Source organism: Acinetobacter terrae (genome assembly GCF_013004375.1).
GTDB lineage: Bacteria > Pseudomonadota > Gammaproteobacteria > Pseudomonadales > Moraxellaceae > Acinetobacter > Acinetobacter terrae.
On sequence record NZ_JABERI010000001.1, the window covers coordinates 1 to 19431 of the forward strand.

Below are 19431 nucleotides of genomic sequence, written 5' to 3' on the forward strand. Positions count from 1 at the left end.
CAAGTTGTTCTTCATAATCTCTTAATGATCTTCTTGCTACTTCGTCAGCAGCAAGCTAGGTCGGCTATATTACTCTCTATTGAAAGAAAGTCAACAGGTTTTATTGATTATTTTTAAACTTCTTCAAGACTTCAAGATTCAAACCCTTTAGGCTAAATCCTTGTTTCTCAACAAGTTTTAATCAACATCACCGCCGATGGATGTGCATTCTACAGTATTTCAGGCCAGGCGCAACCCCTTTTTCCAACCTTTCTTACCACATGGGTATTTTTTAATCGTTTTATCTTTTTTTCCTACATAATTTGATCAAATTTGTTTTAATACCATCATTCAAAGAACTGTTAATATACTTTATTAGGTATTTTTAGCTTTAAGCACTGGCTTACGATAAAGCTCTAGGATTTTTTATGCGTCACTTTCATTATGTTTGGGCTAGCCTTCTATCTTTAGGCTTGATTTCTCCTGTATGTGCAAATGATTCGATTGATACTTCTGAATCTTCGGCAACAGAAGACCTAAAAACTTCTACAGCAAAAATCCAAACAGCTCAACATCCTCGTCTTGAAGCGTTAAAAGAATTAAAAAATGTTAAAGCGAAAGATTTAAAAGTAAATGCAAATGCAACCCAACCCGAAAGTCAAAAAGATCCCTTACAACCTTTGAATAGACAGATCTTTGCTTTTAATGATGTGCTAGATCGTCATGTAGCTCGTCCTTTAGCCGTTCAATATAAGGATAAAGTACCCTCTGATGTTCGTGGGTCGTATCGTCAGTTTCGCAAAAACTTAGGTGAACCTTGGAATGTGGTAAATCAACTGATTCAAGGTCGTCCTGTTCGTGCTGCAGAATCTTTAGGACGCTTTACCATTAATACGATTACCTCTTTAGGCTTTGCCGACCCTGCGCGACGTCTTGGTTTGTCTGCTGAAGAAGAAAATTTTGGTACGACATTAGGTTATTACGGCGTTCCCTCGGGTGCATATTTAGTTTTACCGCTTTTTGGTCCAAGTACATTTCGTGACGGATTGGGTACCATAGTAGACAGTCAGGCGCGCCCACAAAAATACCTTCTGGAAGATCATGATGGGATTTATTGGGCAGACCAAGCTTTGCGCGGCATTGATGCTCGTTCGCAACTTTTAGATATAGAAGATGTCTTACAAGGCGATAAATATGCTGCAATTCGTGATATTTACTTGCAACGTAAAAATTTCGCAATTGCAGAAAAAAAAGGGCTAGAATCTGAAAGCATGTTCATTGAAGATGATTTAGATAACACTGAAGATGAAGTGCCAGAAGATAATCAAAATAACAGCACAGATGAAATGCAAAACGATGATGTAAACCCAACAACTAAATAAGTCTTTTCCATTTATTAAAAATATGATCAGTAGAGCGTCTTTCTTTGCTGATCATTAGCTTGTTATAGTACAACCATACGTTATCACCTTAAGGATCATACAATTTCTTTATGTATTTCATTCAACCGACTCGCAATATTCCTTATTTAGATCAGGTTCTAAGTACACTTCCCAGTGTACAAATGATTCACATAGATGATATTGATTTGTATGATCCTACAATTTTAGCGATTGCGGATGTACAAGACTATCTGACGCATCAATGGTCACTACCCACCATTGTGTTGGCTTTTGAAAATGAAGGCACAGCTTTAGCCCAAGCTTGGGAGCTGGGTGCTTTAGCGGGCTGGATTTGGAATAAATTGCCGAGTGATCCAGAAGCATCATTACTGAAAATTGATGCGCAATATAAACGTAATCAAGATAGTCGCGACCTACCCTCAGCTGCACATTTGCAACAGTGCCTACTTCCCAATCCGATTGAACTAATGAATTATAAAGTTGAAACCCTGTTTCAACCTTCTGCATACCTGTCAGGTGATTGGTACGATTACTGGAAAATCAGCGATAAAGAAATTATGTTTTATCTGGCTGATGTTTCTGGGCATGGGGTCACCAGTAGTTTATTAACTTCTTGGATGGCTGCCTTTCATGGTCGATCTAAAACACCGCGCGAGTTGATTAAAAAGCTCAACGGGATGCTGGTTCAAGAAAATATTGAAAAACATATTACGATGATTGCCGGGGTTCTAAATTTAGAAACTCATCAGCTACGTTGGTCCAGTGCCGGACATTATCCTCCTGCAATTATCTTTGAACCGAACCAACCACCGCGAATTTTAAATACCAGCAGCTTTCCTTTGGGACTCACTGAAGATCTTGAAGTTGAAGAATTTGAATGTGTGTTGAATCGTCAGGCCCGGTTTATTATTTGTTCAGATGGTGCACTTGAACCTTTTGATGGCGGACTGAATGAACAATTTGAAAAATTAGTCTTCCATTTACAGAATCAGTCCTTCCAAGCCCCTGAACATGTTGCAGACGATATTGCGATCCTAAGTTTACGCCGAATGAATTAATCATATAATCAATACGTTAACTTTCAACTAAGCGATATACGACTCTTGAGCACTTGAGTCTGTAGTAGCCCTATGTGATAATTTTAGAATCCTTCTCTGCAAATGGCATTTATATGTCAACAGGTCATGTTGAATATGCAAGCTTGAATGGAACGCATATTTTTAAGCTTATTGGCGAAGTGCGTGCCCAATCTTGTATCAGTCTAGACAAACTCCTTAGTAAAATTGAACAGCAATCCAATGTCGTTGGGGCAATCGTAGATTTAACCCAAACTACATTTATTGACAGCACTGTCTTAGGTATACTTGCCAAGCTTGGTTTAAAGCTGAAACAGACTCACCAAATTCAGGCAGTTATGTTATCCACCAATCCAGATATTACTACCTTGGCCAATAGCATGGGCTTGGGTCAGGTTTTTGTGATCTTAAATTACTGCGGTGATCCAAAAGTATGTACCCGTGAATTAATCGAAGAACATATTACTCATAACGCAATGTTAACCACTGTTTTAGATGCACATAAAACATTGATGAAGTTGAATGAAAGTAACCAAAACATGTTTGAGCCTTTAGTTAAACAATTACAAAAAGAACAGGACACCTTAGAACAAGTGTCTCAACAAAACGTATAAAATTATTATTTAGAGCCATCACATGACTTTACTCTCTGTTGTACAAATGAATTCCCAAGATGATATTGACGCCAATTTCATCGTGATCGAGTCTTTGATACAACAAAGTAAAGCAGATGGTGCAGAGCTGATTGTTTTCCCTGAAAACTTTGTCTGTTTTGCAGGTGGAAAGCAACGCGAAACCGCAGCGCAGTTCGAAGCGATTCAACAGCGCTTAGAAAAACTTGCACATCAATATCAAATCTGGATTGTGGCGGGCACTCTCCCATGCCCGTTCCGTCCAGATGGCTCTGTTATTACGGATGGTCGTGTACGTACGGTGAGTTTATGCATTAGCCCCGAACGTACTGAAGCGCGTTATGACAAGATTCATTTGTTTGATGTTCAAGTCGGTGATGCTGTCGGTGGCTATCAGGAATCTAAATTCTTTGAACCTGGAACAAATGTAGTCGTTGCAAAAACACCTTTCGGCAATATTGGGCTAATGGTGTGCTATGACTTGCGCTTTCCTGAACTGGCACTCACTTTACGTAGCCAAGGTGCAAATATACTGACTGCACCTGCAGCATTTACCTACACCACTGGTCAAATGCATTGGCAGTTACTGTTGCAAGCACGTGCGATCGATAGTCAATGTCATGTTTTAGGAGCTGCTCAACAAGGCTGGCATGGTGAAAAGCGTCAAACTTGGGGACATGCAGGTGCTACCAATAGCCGTGGTCAAATTTTAAATATCATTGATACTGACGGTGCAAGTTTAATTACGGTTCCTTTTGACCTTACTGAACAAGAGGCTGTTCGTGCATCTATGCCTTTAATTCAGCACCGTAAAATTATTAATTTTTAATTCAATTCAGCTTTAAATTTTTACTGTATAAAAATTACAAAATCCCTGCTTATTCTTTCATCAAAATCCCACACGATAACAGCTCATATCAGAATCACAGGGATCATAAAAATGCCTTTAGAAAAAGCAGTCTATACAGCAAAAGCAAAAGCAACCGGTGGACGTGATGGGCGTGCAACATCATCCGATGGAATTTTGGATGTCCAGTTAGCCGTACCTAAAGAAATGGGCGGTGCGGGTGGCGGTACCAATCCGGAACAACTTTTTGCAGCCGGTTATTCAGCGTGTTTCCTCGGTGCCATGAAATTTGTCGCCAACCGCGATAAATTAAATATCAGTAAAGATGCCTATATCGAAGGTGAAGTGGGGATCGGCCCCATCCCGACAGGTTTTGGGATTGAAGTGACCTTGAGTATTCATTTAGAAGGTATGGATCAGGCTGAAGCGCAAAAACTGGTCGATGCCGCACATATTGTTTGCCCTTATTCCAATGCAACACGTGGCAATATTAATGTGACTTTGAATGTGATTACCTAAGTAGAATCTAAATCTATCCTAAAATGAATCAGGTAATTTTAGGATAGAGTCTATTGATCACTCCTCAACTCTCTCATCTACATGAGCTAGACCTAGTGATCTGATTCACTCAGTAAAGCAAGGTAAATTTCAGGTGGATCTAGCCATTCGGTAATTGCCCCAAAAAACGCATAAAATTTACTGAATTTTATTAAAAGATAATTTGCTGAGAAAAGTCTTAACAGCATCATTAACAGATATAAAAAGCTCAAAACCTAAGATATTTTTACTTTAGAGATGATTCGAACCTGGCAGAAGTTTTATGAAAATGAAATCCAGCGCAATTCAGGTAACCCGACTGTGTCATTTCGTCTATAGCTGATGAAAAAATTGCCGAACTTTGTTAAGTTCAGCAATTTATCAAATCATAAATAGTAAACAGAATTTGGTTTTAGTCCGCCGCTTCATTGGTGACACGCAGTACTTCTTCCAAGGTGGTTTTTCCTGCCAATACTTTGCGTAAACCATCATCACGAATAGAACCTGACTGTTTGCGTGCATAAGCTTCAATTTCATATTCCGCAGCATTGCCATGTACCAAACGGCGCATTTGATCATCGACAGGGACAATTTCATAAATGGCGGTACGCCCCATAAAACCGGTATGCGAACAGTGTTCACAACCTTTCGGTTGCGGTAACTTCAGTTCAGTAGCGACATCCAAATGGCGGAAAATTTCAGTTTCAAAAGCATCAGCTTCATGCCATGTGACACAACGTGGACATAAGGTACGCACCAAACGCTGGGCAATCACACCAATCAAAGAACTGGCGAGCAAGAATGGCTCAATACCCATGTCTTTTAGGCGTGTGACCGCACCAATTGCAGTATTGGTATGTAAGGTTGAAAGCACCAAGTGACCTGTCAGGGATGCTTGCACTGCAATTTCCGCTGTTTCCAGATCGCGAATTTCACCCACCATTACCACATCAGGATCTTGACGCAGCATGGCTTTTAAAGCACGCGCAAAGGTCATATCCACTTTGGTATTAACCTGAGTTTGTCCTATACCTTCCAATTGATATTCAATTGGATCTTCGGCAGTCAAAATATTTTTTGAGCCATCATTCAGGTCAGACAATGCCGCATATAAGGTGGTAGTTTTACCCGAACCTGTCGGTCCGGTCACCAGAATAATGCCATGTGGACGATGCACCAGATGGGTTAAACGCTCATAATCCGGCTGCATCAAGCCCAAATGTGTCATATTCAAACGCCCGGCTTGCTTATCGAGTAAACGCATAACCACACGTTCACCATGTGACGATGGCAAAGTCGATACACGCACATCCACTTCACGCCCTGCCAGTCTTAAAGACATACGGCCATCTTGCGGGACACGTTTTTCGGCAATATCCAATTTTGCCATGACTTTAATACGTGACACCAAAAGTGGCGCCAATTCACGGCGGGGCTGGACAATTTCACGCAGTTGCCCATCGACACGTAAGCGTACGGATAATTTTTTTTCAAAAGATTCGATATGAATATCGGAAGCACCGACGCGAATTGCTTCAGACAATAATGCATTGATCAAACGTACAATCGGCGCATCATCTTCCTGATCCATCAGGTCTTCAGCTTCAGGCACTGAGTCCGCCAAACTGAGTAAATCGGGATGATCTTCCAGACCTGCAGCCACTTGTTGCGATTCGCCAGTATCTCCGGCAAAGCTTGAACTGAGCAATTGATGAAATTCTTGTTCGCTACATAATTGATGCTGTGCAGCATGGCCTAAATATCGACGTGCTTCTTGTATAGCCAGCAATGGTGTATTTTCACGGCGCACAATAAATGCCTGATCACCCTCGTATCGAAGCAATACGCCATGACGCTTGGCAAAACTATAGGGTATTTGTAATTGTTTAAGTACTTGCATCAAAGTTTATAATGATGAATAAATTGATTTGAGTGTACTCTAAGCATAAGACAGCGTGAAGTCTGTTTTTACTGATTAAGCAATAAAGGAAATGTGCCGTTGTCTAAAATCAATGAATTGATCGAACCAGAGCACCCGAATTTGAAATGGTGGGGTGAACACACTTTTGAATTGAATCAGCCTAAAGCATGGCAGTTTGGTTCACTGTTATTTCGTCTTACCCGTGGCTTACAAGAATGGCGGCTGGAATTTCATCGCCCGCCAGTTCAGTACGACTATGAACAAAAGTGGCATCAAATTGAAGATCCGAATTTTGGTTTTCCACAACCGGTCAAAGTAGAACGCTATATGTTCAAGTCAACGCAAAATAAGTTACAGCTTATGCCGCGTTTGGCAGATCGTTCCGTGGTGATCAAACCGGTTGATCCGATTTATATTCCTGCCGGACAACGTGGGACACTTTATATTAGTACCCCATTATGGATTGCCGGTTTTGTCGAAGGACAAAAAGATCCGCTGTTTGATATTCCAGTGATTCTGCCAAAAGACACCTGGTTTGGCCCGAATCATCGCACTGGGGAAATTTGCTATGCCACTTCGGTCGATGGGCGTACCGAATTACATCAGTTAAAACCACGTGCTTTTCGCGCTGTCACCCCAATTGAATTTCATAATACCAGTCATCAACAATTGCGTTTTGACCGGATGAATGTGCCTGTTTCTGCACTTCCCCTATTCTATAGCGAAAGTACCGGACGGTTATGGACTTCACAAATTAAAGTCTTGCATGAAGGTTCGGATCGACCGCCGCGAATTCGGATTGAAAACCGCACCCCACCCCATGCAGGCGAAGTGATGTATCTGCATCCGCCACGTGCTCCCGCAAGTGCTTTGTTTAATATGTTTGATTCATTTTTCTAGGGGGCAATATGGCAGATTCAAATATTCCAAAAGAAATTACCCAAAGCGTCAAAGGCATTTTTACCAATATCAATACGGAACGCCTGACTGAAATTATCGTTGCGGTGGTGCTGTGTTTTATCGGTTTTTTAATTGCCCGTTTTGTTTCAAATACTTTTATCCGCACCATCGGTTCACGTTTTAATGCACACCAAAGTCTGGTTTGGCGACGCGGTATTTTCTACTTCATCTTCCTGATTTTTGTGATGGCCAGTTTAAAAGAAGCCGGCTTTAAACTGAGTGTATTTTTGGGTGCAGCGGGAATTTTAACCGTAGCCTTGGGTTTTGCTTCACAAACTTCTGCTTCCAACTTAATCAGCGGCTTGTTCCTGATTGGTGAAGGTTCTTTTGAAATTGGCGATACGGTGCAAATGACTTTAATTCGTGGTCATACCATTGAAGGTGAAGTCATTTCGATTGACTTGCTCTCGGTGAAACTGCTGACTCAGGATAATGTCTATGTGCGTGTCCCGAATGAACAGCTGATTCGGGCACCCGTCTATAATCTGTCCAAGTTTCCCATTCGGCGTATTCCAATTACTTTAGCCATCAACTTTCATGAAGACATCATTAAAGTTCGTGAAGTTCTGCTAGATGTTGCCAATAAATATCCACTGGTTTTAGCTGATCCGAAACCTGCCGTTACCGTCACAGCCTTCCGTGAATCATCCATTGAACTGTTATTTGCGGTTTGGTGTGACCGTGAAAACTTTTTAAAAGTGCGTGATGAGATGCAGGAACGCATTCGTAATGGTTTCCTGGACAATCAGATCGAAATTCCTGTACCGAAAATGGGCTTTGTCGATCGTCCTGCGAATGTTCAGCCTTTAAATGAGGAAGATATTGACCAATATGCCAATGCCAAAGAAGTGAAGCGAGAGGCGGATTTAAAATAGTTTTTTAATCATTTAATCCTCCCCAACCCTCCTTTAAAAAGGAGGGAGAATCCAAGCAAACATTTATTTAGACTCGAGTCCCCCTTTATCAAAGGGGGATTTAGGGGGATTTTTCAGTCAGATGGCTTTCAGGAATCGGGGCAATATAAGCAATCACCAACATCACAAAGCCCGCACCCAAGAATGAAATAACGCGGGTTATAGTTCCGATATGTGACAAATCAAACAGCACCAACTTCAAGGTGACAATCACCAAAATACTGCCACCCAAAATCCAGACTGAACGTAGTTGTTTTCGGCTGGCAAGGCTCATGGTCATAAAGGCCAAACTCACCCACAGCAAAGTCAAACTGAGTTGAACGGTGCCATCTTCCCATAAAGCGAGTTCGTTAAACGGCGTATCTAAATACATGTGTAATGCACGTAGCACCATATAACTGCTTAACCAGAGCAGACTGAGTACCATCAGTACCGCCACGATGCCTTTATCTAAGCCCGTTTTAACCTGCAATGACAACATCCAGATAAAGCACGCCAGCATGGCAATACTGACCAAATCAAATGAATTAATAATCGGTAGAAAATAGCTTTGGAATGCTTGTTGAGTAAACAGTTGCGAACAGATAATCCATGTCGCCATCAGCACTAAACTACTTCGCGCTTGCCAGAACATTTTCCAGTCTGGATTATCCACCTGCCAATAACACCAAGCACAGAACAGCAAAGGCAAAATCACCACACTGATATAAGGCATGCTCGGAAGCAAAGTTAAGCTGGTCATGGCAAGGCTGGTTAGCGTCCCAAAACTGACCCATTCTTTTTCATTCCGTACGCCCAACATCGGACGTAGCCATAATGCAGTTAACATCAAGCCAGAGAGGGCAAAACCAATGCGATCAAACATAGATTCCCAAACAATAATCCCTTGCTTGCTCTGATCAATCACAATGATCAATGCAAAAACAAAGACTGGAATTAAGCCCAGCCATTTAGGAAATAGCCATGACCATGTGGCTTTGCAACGTAGTATGACCTCATTCATCAGCAGATATAATCCACTGACAATCAACAGACTCATCACAAGCTGGTGAGGACTGTCAATTTCATCAAGCAACAACACAATGAACATCGTGGTTGCAGACAACATCTGTAAACAGTGAAAAGCAATGGTTGAATTGGTCAGCTGATTTCTAAACGATTCTCGGCTATTTGCGACCACGACCACAGCAAAATAGCTCAGGCATAATCCCCAATACATCTCACGTGGGAATTCATTCAGTTCCACCAGATAATACAAACTGGATAATCCGGCAACAATCAGCAAACCCATGGCAAGATAACGACTGATCTCCGACTTGCGATACAAGGCATAAGTAAAAATGATCAGTCCTTCCACTGCCCAGCCAATGACACTCCATTGTTTGTGTAAAAGAATTGGTGGAATCAGGGCCAGGAAAATCAGCATTAAACTAAAATAGCTTTGTGAAATTAGCTGCACTGCCTGATTGCGTTTAGAGAGTTGATACAAACCTGCATAAACGGCTGCAAACGCCAGACTTGCACCTGCTTGTCGTAGCATTTCATCAAAATACATTAAATAAATAAAAATATAACCGACAATCGGTGCGCCAAAAATAAGGGCAATATCTAAAGCAGGTTTGAGTTTGAATTGGGCAAGATCATCTTTGGCAATCAGCTGGCTAAAACGAAAACTCAGCCATACAAATATGGCAGTATGGATCATGACCAATAAGGTTAAAGTATTGCATTCTTGCTCTTCCCCCTGATAAAAGGCATAGCCTCCACCGACAATCACGGTCATTAAAAAAGCAATTTGATTGAGGATTTTCCAGGGGCGTAATGTGCTTAGCACGACAACGGCAAGATTAATCACCACATAATAAGCAATCAATTCAATGGCGGTGGCATTGCGAACTGGCAAGGTAAATGGCGCAATATAGGCAATGATCATCGCCATCAGTGCCAGTTCAATCGATTGTTGTTTTAAGCTTAGACCGAGGGTCACGCTCATAATGACAGCAAAGCACAATGCAGCCATGCCTAAGGTTGGAATCACGGCATTGTAATAAGCAAAGAATAAGGTCAAAAATAATGCCGCTAAACCCAAGCCTTCTAAAGCCAGTGCAAAACTGCGGTTTTTATTCTGGAACCAATACCCCAATGCTGTAACTGCGACACTAACACTGGCCACAATCGCCAGTTTCAAGGCAAGACTGAGTTGCCAATGTTCGGTCGCAAAACGTAATAATAATACAATACCAATCACCAACACCAATATTGCCGCTTTTAAAACAGGATTTCCTTGAAAAATCCATTGTTTTAGCTGATCAATCAGTTCTAATGAAGGGGAAGCAATTTGAGATTCAGGAAGTTGAGTGGGTGGATTTTCGACAGTAGAAGGTAGGTTTATTGGCGTCTGATGTAAGCGCGTTTGCACTTGGTTTAATAAACCTTCTAAACGGCGTAACCATCTCAGAAAGAAAAAAATCCACGCCGTGATGCCAAGCCCCACGACAAAACCCCACTCCATTGCACCACCGACAATGGCAACAATTGAAGAAAGATATAAGGGAACTTTAGAGGTTTCCTGAACTGAAAGTTTTGTTTCTGCAGCAATTTTCACTGTGGGTGTCTGGATGGCATCGACATATTGCATCACGCTCATGACAAAGGCCAATCCACATAAATACGTGAATATGCGTAGCTCTAAAAACCAAGACCCCACCCCGACAATAATTAATACCATCAGCCAAATCATCCGGATTTCGCTCTGCCCTTTGTGCATCTTTTCTTTATCTCAATCCTTTTGACCCGATCATACAACAGCTCGGACTTTGATTTTTAAGCATTCATCAGATATTCGGTAACACGCTTGTTTGATGATGAGTCTATGTTCATGTGCAAAATCACGTACAATAAGCCCGATATTTGAATTAGGAATCCTTCAATGCCACCATTTGTTTTGGTCGATGGCTCATATTTTTTATTTCGTGCGTACCATGCACTGCCACCACTAACCACTTCGACTGGTTTACAGACCAACGCAATTCGTGGTGCCATTTCTGCGATTCAAAAGTTGATGCGCCGTATTCAACCGACCCATATGGCGGTGATTTTTGACACGCCTGAACCGACGTTTCGTCATGCGCTTTCACCGATTTATAAAGGTGACCGTCCAAGTATGCCGGATGAACTTTCTCAGCAGATTCCCTATCTTCACAACCTGATCCGTGCTTTAGGTATTCCTTTGTATACCCTTCCAGGCGCTGAAGCAGATGACGTGATTGGAACACTGGCTAAACGTGCTGAAAAAGAAGGTTATCAGGTGCTGATTTCCACGGGCGATAAAGACATGGCTCAATTGGTTACCGACAAAGTAACCTTAGAAGACAGCTTTAAAGACAAACCGATGGATGTCGATGGCGTGTTTGAAAAATTCGGGGTGTGGCCGAATCAAATTATCGATTATTTAACCCTGATGGGCGATGCTTCTGATGGTATTCGTGGCGTACCCGGCGTGGGCGCTAAAACCGCAGCTAAACTTTTGACTGAATACGGTTCAATTGGTGGCATTTTAGAAAATGTCGATCAAATCAAAGGTAAAGTCGGTCAAAACATTAAAGATAATGTTGAAGGCATTACCCTGGATCATCAATTAGCCAGTATTGTTTGCGACCTTGATATGGGCCTCACTTATGAAGATCTTAAACTTCTTGACCCCAATGTCGAAGAACTGCGTCGCCTGTATACCGAACTTGAATTCCGTAACCAGTTACAGTCTCTGGACCATCCAAATAATCCGAATAATTCAGTTTATAAACAAAATTCTAAAGTCATTGAGAAATCTGCACACTCAGAAGTCGTAATTGAAACTGAAGATCAGGCCGATATTACCAGCGTAGATGATCAACTGGGAAAAGCGAATTATCACACGATTTTAACTCAGGCGGATTGGGACAAACTCTTCACACGTTTAAGTACTGAAAAACGCTTTGCTTTCGATACAGAAACCACCAGTCTGGATTATCGTGTCGCTGAAATGGTCGGCTTTTCACTGGCTTTTGATGCCAACGATGCCTATTACATTCCGCTGGCACACGACTATGAAGATGCACCGGAACAGCTGAATCGTGAAACCATCCTCGCGCAAATCAAACCGATTTTAGAAGATGATTCCGTTGAGAAAATTGGACATCATTTAAAATATGATGCCCACATCTTGCAAAATCACGGCATTGAATTACAAGGCTGGTATTTCGATACCATGCTGGCTTCATACGTTTTAAATTCTGTGGCGACCCATCACGGCATGGATGATGTTGCGCGTTTATATTTGAGTCATTTGACCACAACCTTTGAACAAATTGCCGGCAAAGGGGTTAAACAGAAAACCTTTAATCAAATTGAGATTGAAACAGCAGCGCATTATGCGGCTGAAGATGCGCATGTCACTTATCGTCTGTATGAAGTTTTGTCTAAAAAGTTACAGGCCATTCCTGAGCTGAACAATATTTTGCACAATATTGAAATGCCGGTTGCCCGTGTTCTGACCATCATGGAAGAAAACGGTATCGAGCTTGATCTGAAATTCTTGGATCAACTAGGTGTGGAATTTTCAAATACCATTCAAAACCTCGAAAACCAGATTACCGAATTGGCAGGACAAAGCTTTAATGTCAGCTCGCCAAAACAGGTCGGTGAAGTGTTATTTGACAAGCTTGGACTCAAAGGTGGCAAGAAAACCGCGACTGGCCAATACAGTACCAGTGAAAGTATCCTGGAAAAAATTGACCATCCGATTACCGCTTTAATTTTGGAATATCGTGGTCTTTCAAAACTGAAAAGTACTTATACCGATGGTCTACAAAAACAAGCCAACAATGACAGCGGTCGTGTGCATACCAGTTATCATCAGGCTTTAACGACAACAGGTCGCTTGTCATCGACTGATCCTAACCTGCAAAACATTCCTGTTCGTGAAGAAATTGGGCGTCAAATTCGCAAAGCCTTTATTGCACCTGAAGGTCGTGTATTGCTGGCAGCCGATTATTCACAAATTGAATTGCGTTTAATGGCGCATCTTTCACAGGATGAAGCCTTGGTTGATGCCTTTAAGCATGGACAAGACGTACATCGTCGTACCGCTGCCGAAGTTCTAGGTATCGCACTTGAAGACGTGACCAATGACCAGCGTCGCCAAGCCAAAGCGGTTAACTTTGGTCTTTTATACGGTATGTCGGAATTTGGTTTGATTCGTCAACTCGGCTTTACCCGCCAAGAATCGCAAGACTATATCAAGCAATATTTCCATCGCTACCCGGGTATTTATGAGTATATGCAGCGTACTCGTCAGGTGGCTTTGGAACAAGGTTTTGTCGAAACGATTTTAGGTCGTCGCCTTTATACACCGGATATCGATGCACGAAATATGATGGTGCGTAAAGGCGCTGAACGTGCGGCAATCAATGCACCGCTTCAAGGCAGTGCAGCCGACATCATCAAGATGGCGATGATTGAAGTCGATAAAATATTACCGAAAGATCAAGCCAAAATGCTGCTACAGGTACACGATGAATTGGTATTTGAAGTGGATGCCGACATTGCCGATGAACTTGCACCGAAACTGGCTGAAGTAATGCAATCGGTGATTCAGCTTTCTGTACCGCTGATTGTCGAAGTGGGTAAAGGTATGAATTGGGATGAGGCGCATTAAAGAAGTAGAGAGTTCCCTCTCCTTTTAGGAGAGGGTTAGGGAGAGGTTAAATTTTTTAATATCCCTCTCCTCACCTCTCTTGCGCTTTACTTGAAAGCAGTGCTTTCAAGTAAAGCGCAAGAGAGGAACTCTCGAAGCCACTACGTTTATATAAAGCGTTTAACAGGCAATAAAAAAGGACTCCATCGAGTCCTTTTTTATTGAACAAATTTTAAAGCCCTGTTAAAAGCACAATTGCCACTTGATTCATGATGATTTCAGCAATATACAAAGTCAAAAATGCAATAATTGGAGATAAATCAATCATCCCCATATTCGGCAAAATACGACGGAATGGTGCAAGCAATGGTTCTGCCAGTTCTTGAATCACTTCAATATAAGGCGAGCGAGATTGTGTAAACATCACCACCCAACTTAGAATAATCGTTGCAAAAATCAAATAACGACAGAAACGGATCAAGTCCTGAATCATGGTGACAAAAGTCAAAATCACCAAATGTACTGGACTATTCGGCATGGCACCGGATAAATACATCACCCCAAAAATCTTGAGTAAATATAAAAGTACCACCAACGCCAAAGCCGCCAGATTGACACGACCTTTTGCTACAGTGGGGAAAATACGACCAAAGACATCCACGATTTTCGTGGCTTTAACCGTAGACATGACCACTGGATTATAAGCATTCACCGCTGCCAACTGCATGAGAAAACGGAAGAACACGAGCAAAATCGCTACGTTAATGATAATGCCAAAAATTAGCGCAGAGTTTGCACCCATACTGGAACTTTCCTAAATAAAAACGAGTTATTTGCTACTTTCACTTAGCTCTTGAGCAAGTTCTTGACTGCGCTTTTGAGCTGCAGCCAAAGCGGCCTGAATATTTTGCGAGATTTGTGCACGATCAAATACTTCGAGTGCAGCCTGTGTTGTACCGTTTGGAGAGGTCACATTTTTACGCAACTCAGCAGGTGTGTTTGCACTGGTGATCGCCATTTGTGCAGCACCTAAAGCCGTTTGCAAAGTCAGGGCTGTCGCCACTTTCTCATCTAGGCCCAAGTTTTTCCCTGCACGAATCATGCTTTCCATCATATAAAAGAAATATGCTGGACCAGAACCAGATACCGCAGTCACTGCATCAATCTGTGCTTCTGAATTTACCCAAAGGGTTAATCCCGTTGCAGCTAAAACCTGGCTTGCAAGCTCACGGTCTTTTGCATCAACCGCATCAGTGGCATACAAACCATGTGCCCCTGTTTGTACCAAAGCAGGCGTATTCGGCATTACACGAACAATTCGATCGGTGTCTAACAGATTTGCGATGGTTGCAATTTCAGCCCCCGCAACAATCGACATCACCAATTTACCGTCGAATAAGCCTTTCAGCGGTTTTAATACGCTCGCCAACACTTGTGGCTTCACCGCAAAAAGTACGATATCGGCATCACGAATGGCAGCAATATTGTCATCGGTCACATGCACATCTTTTTCTTCTAATAAAAGACGTACTTTTTCGACCGGATCAGAAACTGTAATACGTGTTGCTGGCAAACCACGCGAAATGAGCCCGCCAATTAAGGCTTGAGCCATATTACCGCCACCAATAAAACAAATATTACAATTTAAAGCTGCATTCATGAATCATACTCGAATTAGAATTTTTTAACTAAGAGATCAAATTTGGTTGCCAACCACCGACTTCACAATATTCAGATTGAGCCAACCAAAACCCTTTCGGTGTAAAAACACCAAGCATAACATTATCTATGCTTAATATTTGAATTCTATGACGCTGCCAAGGAAAAATTTGTGCTTCCTGAATGGCTTTTTTTAACGGCCAAGCACCAATTCGTCCATATAAATGAATTTTTTCTCCACCTTGGCGCATCACCAGATTCAATTCTTTGCCTAACAATGTCGCTGACAATCCTATTTTTGCAGTTTCAGCAACATACTGTCCTGAAAGCACTTCTATCTTTTTATTTAATTCCAAACGAATCACTTGCGTGGAAATATTAGATTCACTTTTTTCAGCCAGGTATTCTTCAGGCCTTAAACGAAAAAGTTTTTGCTGATAACGCACATAATAATATTGATTCCAGTGCAATGCAGCTTGCGCATCGGATTTAGATTCAATCACTTCATGCAACAAGCGTTCCACCATCTCAAAACTCGGGCGATAGGTATCCTGCCCTTTCATCCAAGCAGATAACAGTTGTCTTTGACGCGCCTTTGATAATTGGGATAATTTTTTTAAATCAAGTTCTGTTGCCGATCCGCAAAGTGCCAAATCTTGTTGTAATACTTCTTGCAGAATTTCATCAGCATCTTGCATTAAATAGCTGGTGCGGCTGAGTGCCTGTTGCATTTTAGGATAGCGTTTTTGCAACACTGACCACAATTCATGACGGCACCAGGCGCGATCATAATGGGTGTCTAAATTGGTGGGATCTTCAATATTTTGCACATTGAGGTGGGTTGCCCATTGGCAAATCTGCTCACGCGAGATATCGAGCAGCGGTCGCCAGATGGTAAATTGCTCACGAACATCGACCTGTTTCATGGCAGCTAGACCATGCACTCCGGCACCGGAGAGCAAACGCAACATTAAAGTTTCCGCTTGATCTTGCTGATGATGCGCCAGAACTAAAATTTCATTGGGTTTTAAATGTTTTGAATAGGCTTGATAACGTGCCGTACGTGCCTGATGTTCCAAGTTGCCGGCTTGCACTTTGACCGCTTCAACAATACAAGGCACATTCAGCGCTGCACATTGATCAGATACAAACTGTGCCCAATCTGCACTATTTTTTTGCAATTGGTGATCAATATAGATGGCACGGATTTTTTCAGGATATAAATAAGACATTAAATGCAGCAGCAGCATGGAATCCATGCCGCCACTACATCCAATTAAAAAAGTGCTTTCAGGAGGAAAGCACTGGATTTGATTTAAGACGCCAGACCTAAATTGTCGCTGCCAAACTTCATTAAACGCTGGTAACGTGCTTCGCATCTCTCATTCGCATCCATCGATTGCAATTCTTCTAAAGCCTGTTGTAACACATCTTTAAGATCTTGCATCACTTGTTCAGGCTGCAAATGTGCACCTTCACCTTCGTCAACCACATATTCCACAATACCCATTTTTTTGAGTTTTTCAGCAGTCAATGCCAAAGCTTCACTGGCTTGTTCGGCTTTTTCAGCTGTTTTCCATAAAATGGATGCACAACCTTCAGGTGAAATCACTGAATAAATACTGTGAGACAGCATCACCACACGGTCTGCCACACCAATACCCAGTGCACCACCTGAACCGCCTTCACCCAATACTGTTGCAATCACAGGAACTTTCAAGCTTGAAAGCTGGGCAAGACTGGTGGCAATCGCTTCTGCCTGACCACGTTCTTCTGCACCCACACCTGGATATGCACCCATGGTATCGATAAAAGTAAATACCGGCAGGTTAAAACGTTCAGCCATATCCAGCAAACGCTGTGATTTACGGTAGCCTTCAGGATTACTCATCCCGAAGTTGTGTTGCAATTTTTCACGCGTGCTACGGCCACGGTGTTGTCCAACAATCATGACAGGCTGACCATTAAAACGTGCCAAGCCACCGATCATTGCACCATCATCACCAAACAACCGATCACCATGTAAAGCATCGAATTCAGTGAAGATTTCACCAACATAATCCAAAAATTGCGGACGTTCCGGATGACGTGCAATTTGAACCGTTGTCCATGCCTTAGATTGAGCAGCTTTATTTTTCATAGGTCGACCATTATCCCAAAACTAACAATAGCTTGTTAACCAATAACTTGTTAATAGATAAATTGTTCCGACTGAATATTCAATTCAATATCCCAATGCTTAAACTGCACTTGTTCATCGTGCAAGTCTGCTACAAGCAAAGGCCATTGTTTGGCATCGCCAGAAACGCTTAGTTGCCATTGTTGCTCATTGTCGACACTTAATTCAATGGCAGGAAGCATCTCATCGCTACGACTATGATTCAGCAAAACTGCAAGACGAAGCAATAGACTTAGGTAAACTAATTTGCTACCACCCACCTTCATTACATCCACCCGGCTGTCACTGCGTAACTTGCGACGATGATGTGCCACGAGGTGTGAAAGGTGGTTTTGGTCAATTTGTGAGAAGCCGGCAATATCTGAATGTTGTAATAAATACGCTCCGTGACGGTGATAACCCGCATGACTAATCGCCAAGCCAATTTCATGTAAATATGCAGCGCGACGCAATAAATCACTGTCTTCACTGTTTAAATTCAGTGTCTTAGCTACACCATCAAATAAATGCTGCGCAGTTTTCACCACCCGCTCAGCCTGTTTGGGATCTGCGTTATAGCGTCCCATTAAAGCTTGCACACTTCGGTCGCGAATATCTTCATGCTGGAAACGTCCCAGCAAGTCATACATCACCCCTTCGCGTAATGCACCATCGGAATACACCAGCTTATTCAACTCTAGTACATCGAACACAGCATATAAAATGGCAACCCCTGCTGGCAAAACTGCTCGACGGTCTTCTTTTAAACCATCAAAATCGACTTCAGAGATATGTTTAAATTTGAGTAATTTTTCTTTGAGTTTTTCTAGACCTTCGCGAGTCAAGTTCTCCTTCTCATCGCTCCAGCCCATATTGACGGTAATTTGACGACAGGCTTTAATGGTGCCGCTTGAACCGACAACCGTATCCCAACCCGCTGTTTTGTAAGTGTTAGCAATACCTGAAAGTTCTTTACGTGCAGCAACGACTGCTTTATCAAAACTTTTCTGATTAATTTCACCTTCACTAAAATAAGCTTTGGTAAATGCTACACAGCCCATTTGCAAAGATTCTGTATGAATTGGCTCGAATTCTTCACCAATAATCAGTTCTGTAGAGCCGCCACCAATATCAATTACCAGACGACGACCACTATTGGCCATGGTATGCGATACACCCAAATAAATCAGACGCGCTTCTTCACGACCGGCAATGATTTCAATCGGTTTGGGTAAAATTTCCGCAGCTTTTTGAATAAATTCATGACCATTCTTGGCTTGACGCAAAGCATTGGTCGCTACAATTCGCATCCGGTTCGCCTGTACTGAGCTTAAGCGTCCGACAAAGCGTGCCAAACAAGCCAAACCCCGTTGCTGTGCGGCTTCAGTCAGGTTTTTATTTTCATCCAGACCTGCAGCCAATTGTACTTTTTCTGACATTGAAGCAACTTTCTTCACTTCGCCATGATCTACACGTGCAATAGCAAGATGAAAACTGTTCGACCCCATATCGATGGCAGCAAGTAACTCTTCATCAATCAAAAAATCAGACATTATTCAACGAACCTATAAGAATTATGCTTAGAGTAATTCACATACAGGCAATTTAAAAGCCATTTATCAGCTCAAATGAATCAGTTTTTATGTTTTTATAATTGACAATTGCATGACA

The 19431-nt window shown here is 42.1% G+C and carries 16 protein-coding genes; 9 read left to right on the plus strand and 7 right to left on the minus strand.

The annotated features are described in order from the left end of the window. Positions 1–407 precede the first annotated feature (407 nt). From HLH14_RS00005 to HLH14_RS16180, 6 genes are all read left to right on the plus strand, one after another. A complete protein-coding gene (locus tag HLH14_RS00005; RefSeq protein ID WP_067721793.1) occupies positions 408–1361 on the plus strand; it encodes an MlaA family lipoprotein in 954 nt (317 codons plus the stop codon). 110 nt (positions 1362–1471) lie between these two features. Then, the gene (gene gigA, locus HLH14_RS00010; RefSeq protein WP_067721794.1) at positions 1472–2440 is read left to right on the plus strand and encodes an RsbU family protein phosphatase GigA; all 969 of its coding nucleotides are present in this window, start codon (positions 1472–1474) and stop codon (positions 2438–2440) included. A 113-nt stretch (positions 2441–2553) separates the two neighbouring features. Further along, positions 2554–3072, plus strand: a complete 519-nt coding sequence (gene gigB / locus HLH14_RS00015) for an anti-anti-sigma factor GigB (RefSeq protein ID WP_067721795.1) — start codon at positions 2554–2556, stop codon at positions 3070–3072. Between the two features lie 22 nt (positions 3073–3094). Continuing rightward, positions 3095–3919 carry a carbon-nitrogen hydrolase family protein gene (locus tag HLH14_RS00020; RefSeq protein WP_067721796.1) on the plus strand — a complete coding sequence of 275 codons (825 nt, stop codon included), beginning with the start codon at positions 3095–3097 and terminating at the stop codon, positions 3917–3919. Between the two features lie 111 nt (positions 3920–4030). Beyond that, positions 4031–4456 carry an organic hydroperoxide resistance protein gene (locus HLH14_RS00025; protein ID WP_067721799.1) on the plus strand — a complete coding sequence of 142 codons (426 nt, stop codon included), beginning with the start codon at positions 4031–4033 and terminating at the stop codon, positions 4454–4456. Positions 4457–4732: 276 nt separating this feature from the next. Next, positions 4733–4813, plus strand: coding sequence for a DUF4951 domain-containing protein (locus HLH14_RS16180; protein ID WP_328703805.1), 81 nt, complete (start codon positions 4733–4735; stop codon positions 4811–4813). Between the two features lie 73 nt (positions 4814–4886). Here HLH14_RS16180 and gspE read toward each other — a convergent pair whose 3' ends face one another. Beyond that, positions 4887–6374, minus strand: coding sequence for a type II secretion system ATPase GspE (gene gspE, locus HLH14_RS00030; protein WP_067721804.1), 1488 nt, complete (start codon positions 6372–6374; stop codon positions 4887–4889). Between the two features lie 108 nt (positions 6375–6482). On the opposite strand from gspE, the gene HLH14_RS00035 reads away from it, so the two are divergent. Together HLH14_RS00035 and HLH14_RS00040 are read left to right on the plus strand one after the other, a co-directional pair. Further along, positions 6483–7295 carry a hypothetical protein gene (locus HLH14_RS00035; RefSeq protein ID WP_378320488.1) on the plus strand — a complete coding sequence of 271 codons (813 nt, stop codon included), beginning with the start codon at positions 6483–6485 and terminating at the stop codon, positions 7293–7295. Positions 7296–7303: 8 nt separating this feature from the next. Then, a complete protein-coding gene (locus tag HLH14_RS00040; RefSeq protein WP_067721808.1) occupies positions 7304–8230 on the plus strand; it encodes a mechanosensitive ion channel family protein in 927 nt (308 codons plus the stop codon). Between the two features lie 100 nt (positions 8231–8330). On the opposite strand, the gene HLH14_RS00045 is transcribed toward HLH14_RS00040, so the two are convergent. Then, complete coding sequence (locus HLH14_RS00045) at positions 8331–11036, minus strand: DUF2339 domain-containing protein (protein WP_067721815.1); 2706 nt, start codon at positions 11034–11036, stop codon at positions 8331–8333. Between the two features lie 162 nt (positions 11037–11198). Between HLH14_RS00045 and polA the strand changes: the two genes are divergently transcribed. Continuing rightward, positions 11199–13964 carry a DNA polymerase I gene (polA, locus tag HLH14_RS00050; RefSeq protein ID WP_067721818.1) on the plus strand — a complete coding sequence of 922 codons (2766 nt, stop codon included), beginning with the start codon at positions 11199–11201 and terminating at the stop codon, positions 13962–13964. 211 nt (positions 13965–14175) lie between these two features. On the opposite strand, the gene HLH14_RS00055 is transcribed toward polA, so the two are convergent. Genes HLH14_RS00055 through ppx form a run of 5 tightly spaced genes read right to left on the minus strand, consistent with a single transcriptional unit; the run spans position 14176 to position 19313 of the window. Beyond that, positions 14176–14745 carry a YggT family protein gene (locus HLH14_RS00055; RefSeq protein ID WP_067721822.1) on the minus strand — a complete coding sequence of 190 codons (570 nt, stop codon included), beginning with the start codon at positions 14743–14745 and terminating at the stop codon, positions 14176–14178. 27 nt (positions 14746–14772) lie between these two features. Beyond that, entirely contained in the window at positions 14773–15603 is an 831-nt protein-coding gene (proC, locus tag HLH14_RS00060; protein ID WP_067721823.1) for a pyrroline-5-carboxylate reductase, read from the minus strand. Positions 15604–15631: 28 nt separating this feature from the next. Further along, complete coding sequence (tilS, locus tag HLH14_RS00065) at positions 15632–16981, minus strand: tRNA lysidine(34) synthetase TilS (RefSeq protein ID WP_081406174.1); 1350 nt, start codon at positions 16979–16981, stop codon at positions 15632–15634. After that, positions 16918–17742 carry an acetyl-CoA carboxylase carboxyltransferase subunit alpha gene (locus tag HLH14_RS00070; RefSeq protein ID WP_067721830.1) on the minus strand — a complete coding sequence of 275 codons (825 nt, stop codon included), beginning with the start codon at positions 17740–17742 and terminating at the stop codon, positions 16918–16920. Before HLH14_RS00070 ends, tilS begins: the two co-directional genes overlap by 64 nt. A gap of 50 nt (positions 17743–17792) precedes the next feature. After that, a complete protein-coding gene (ppx, locus tag HLH14_RS00075; protein WP_067721832.1) occupies positions 17793–19313 on the minus strand; it encodes an exopolyphosphatase in 1521 nt (506 codons plus the stop codon). Between the last annotated feature and the right edge of the window lie 118 nt (positions 19314–19431).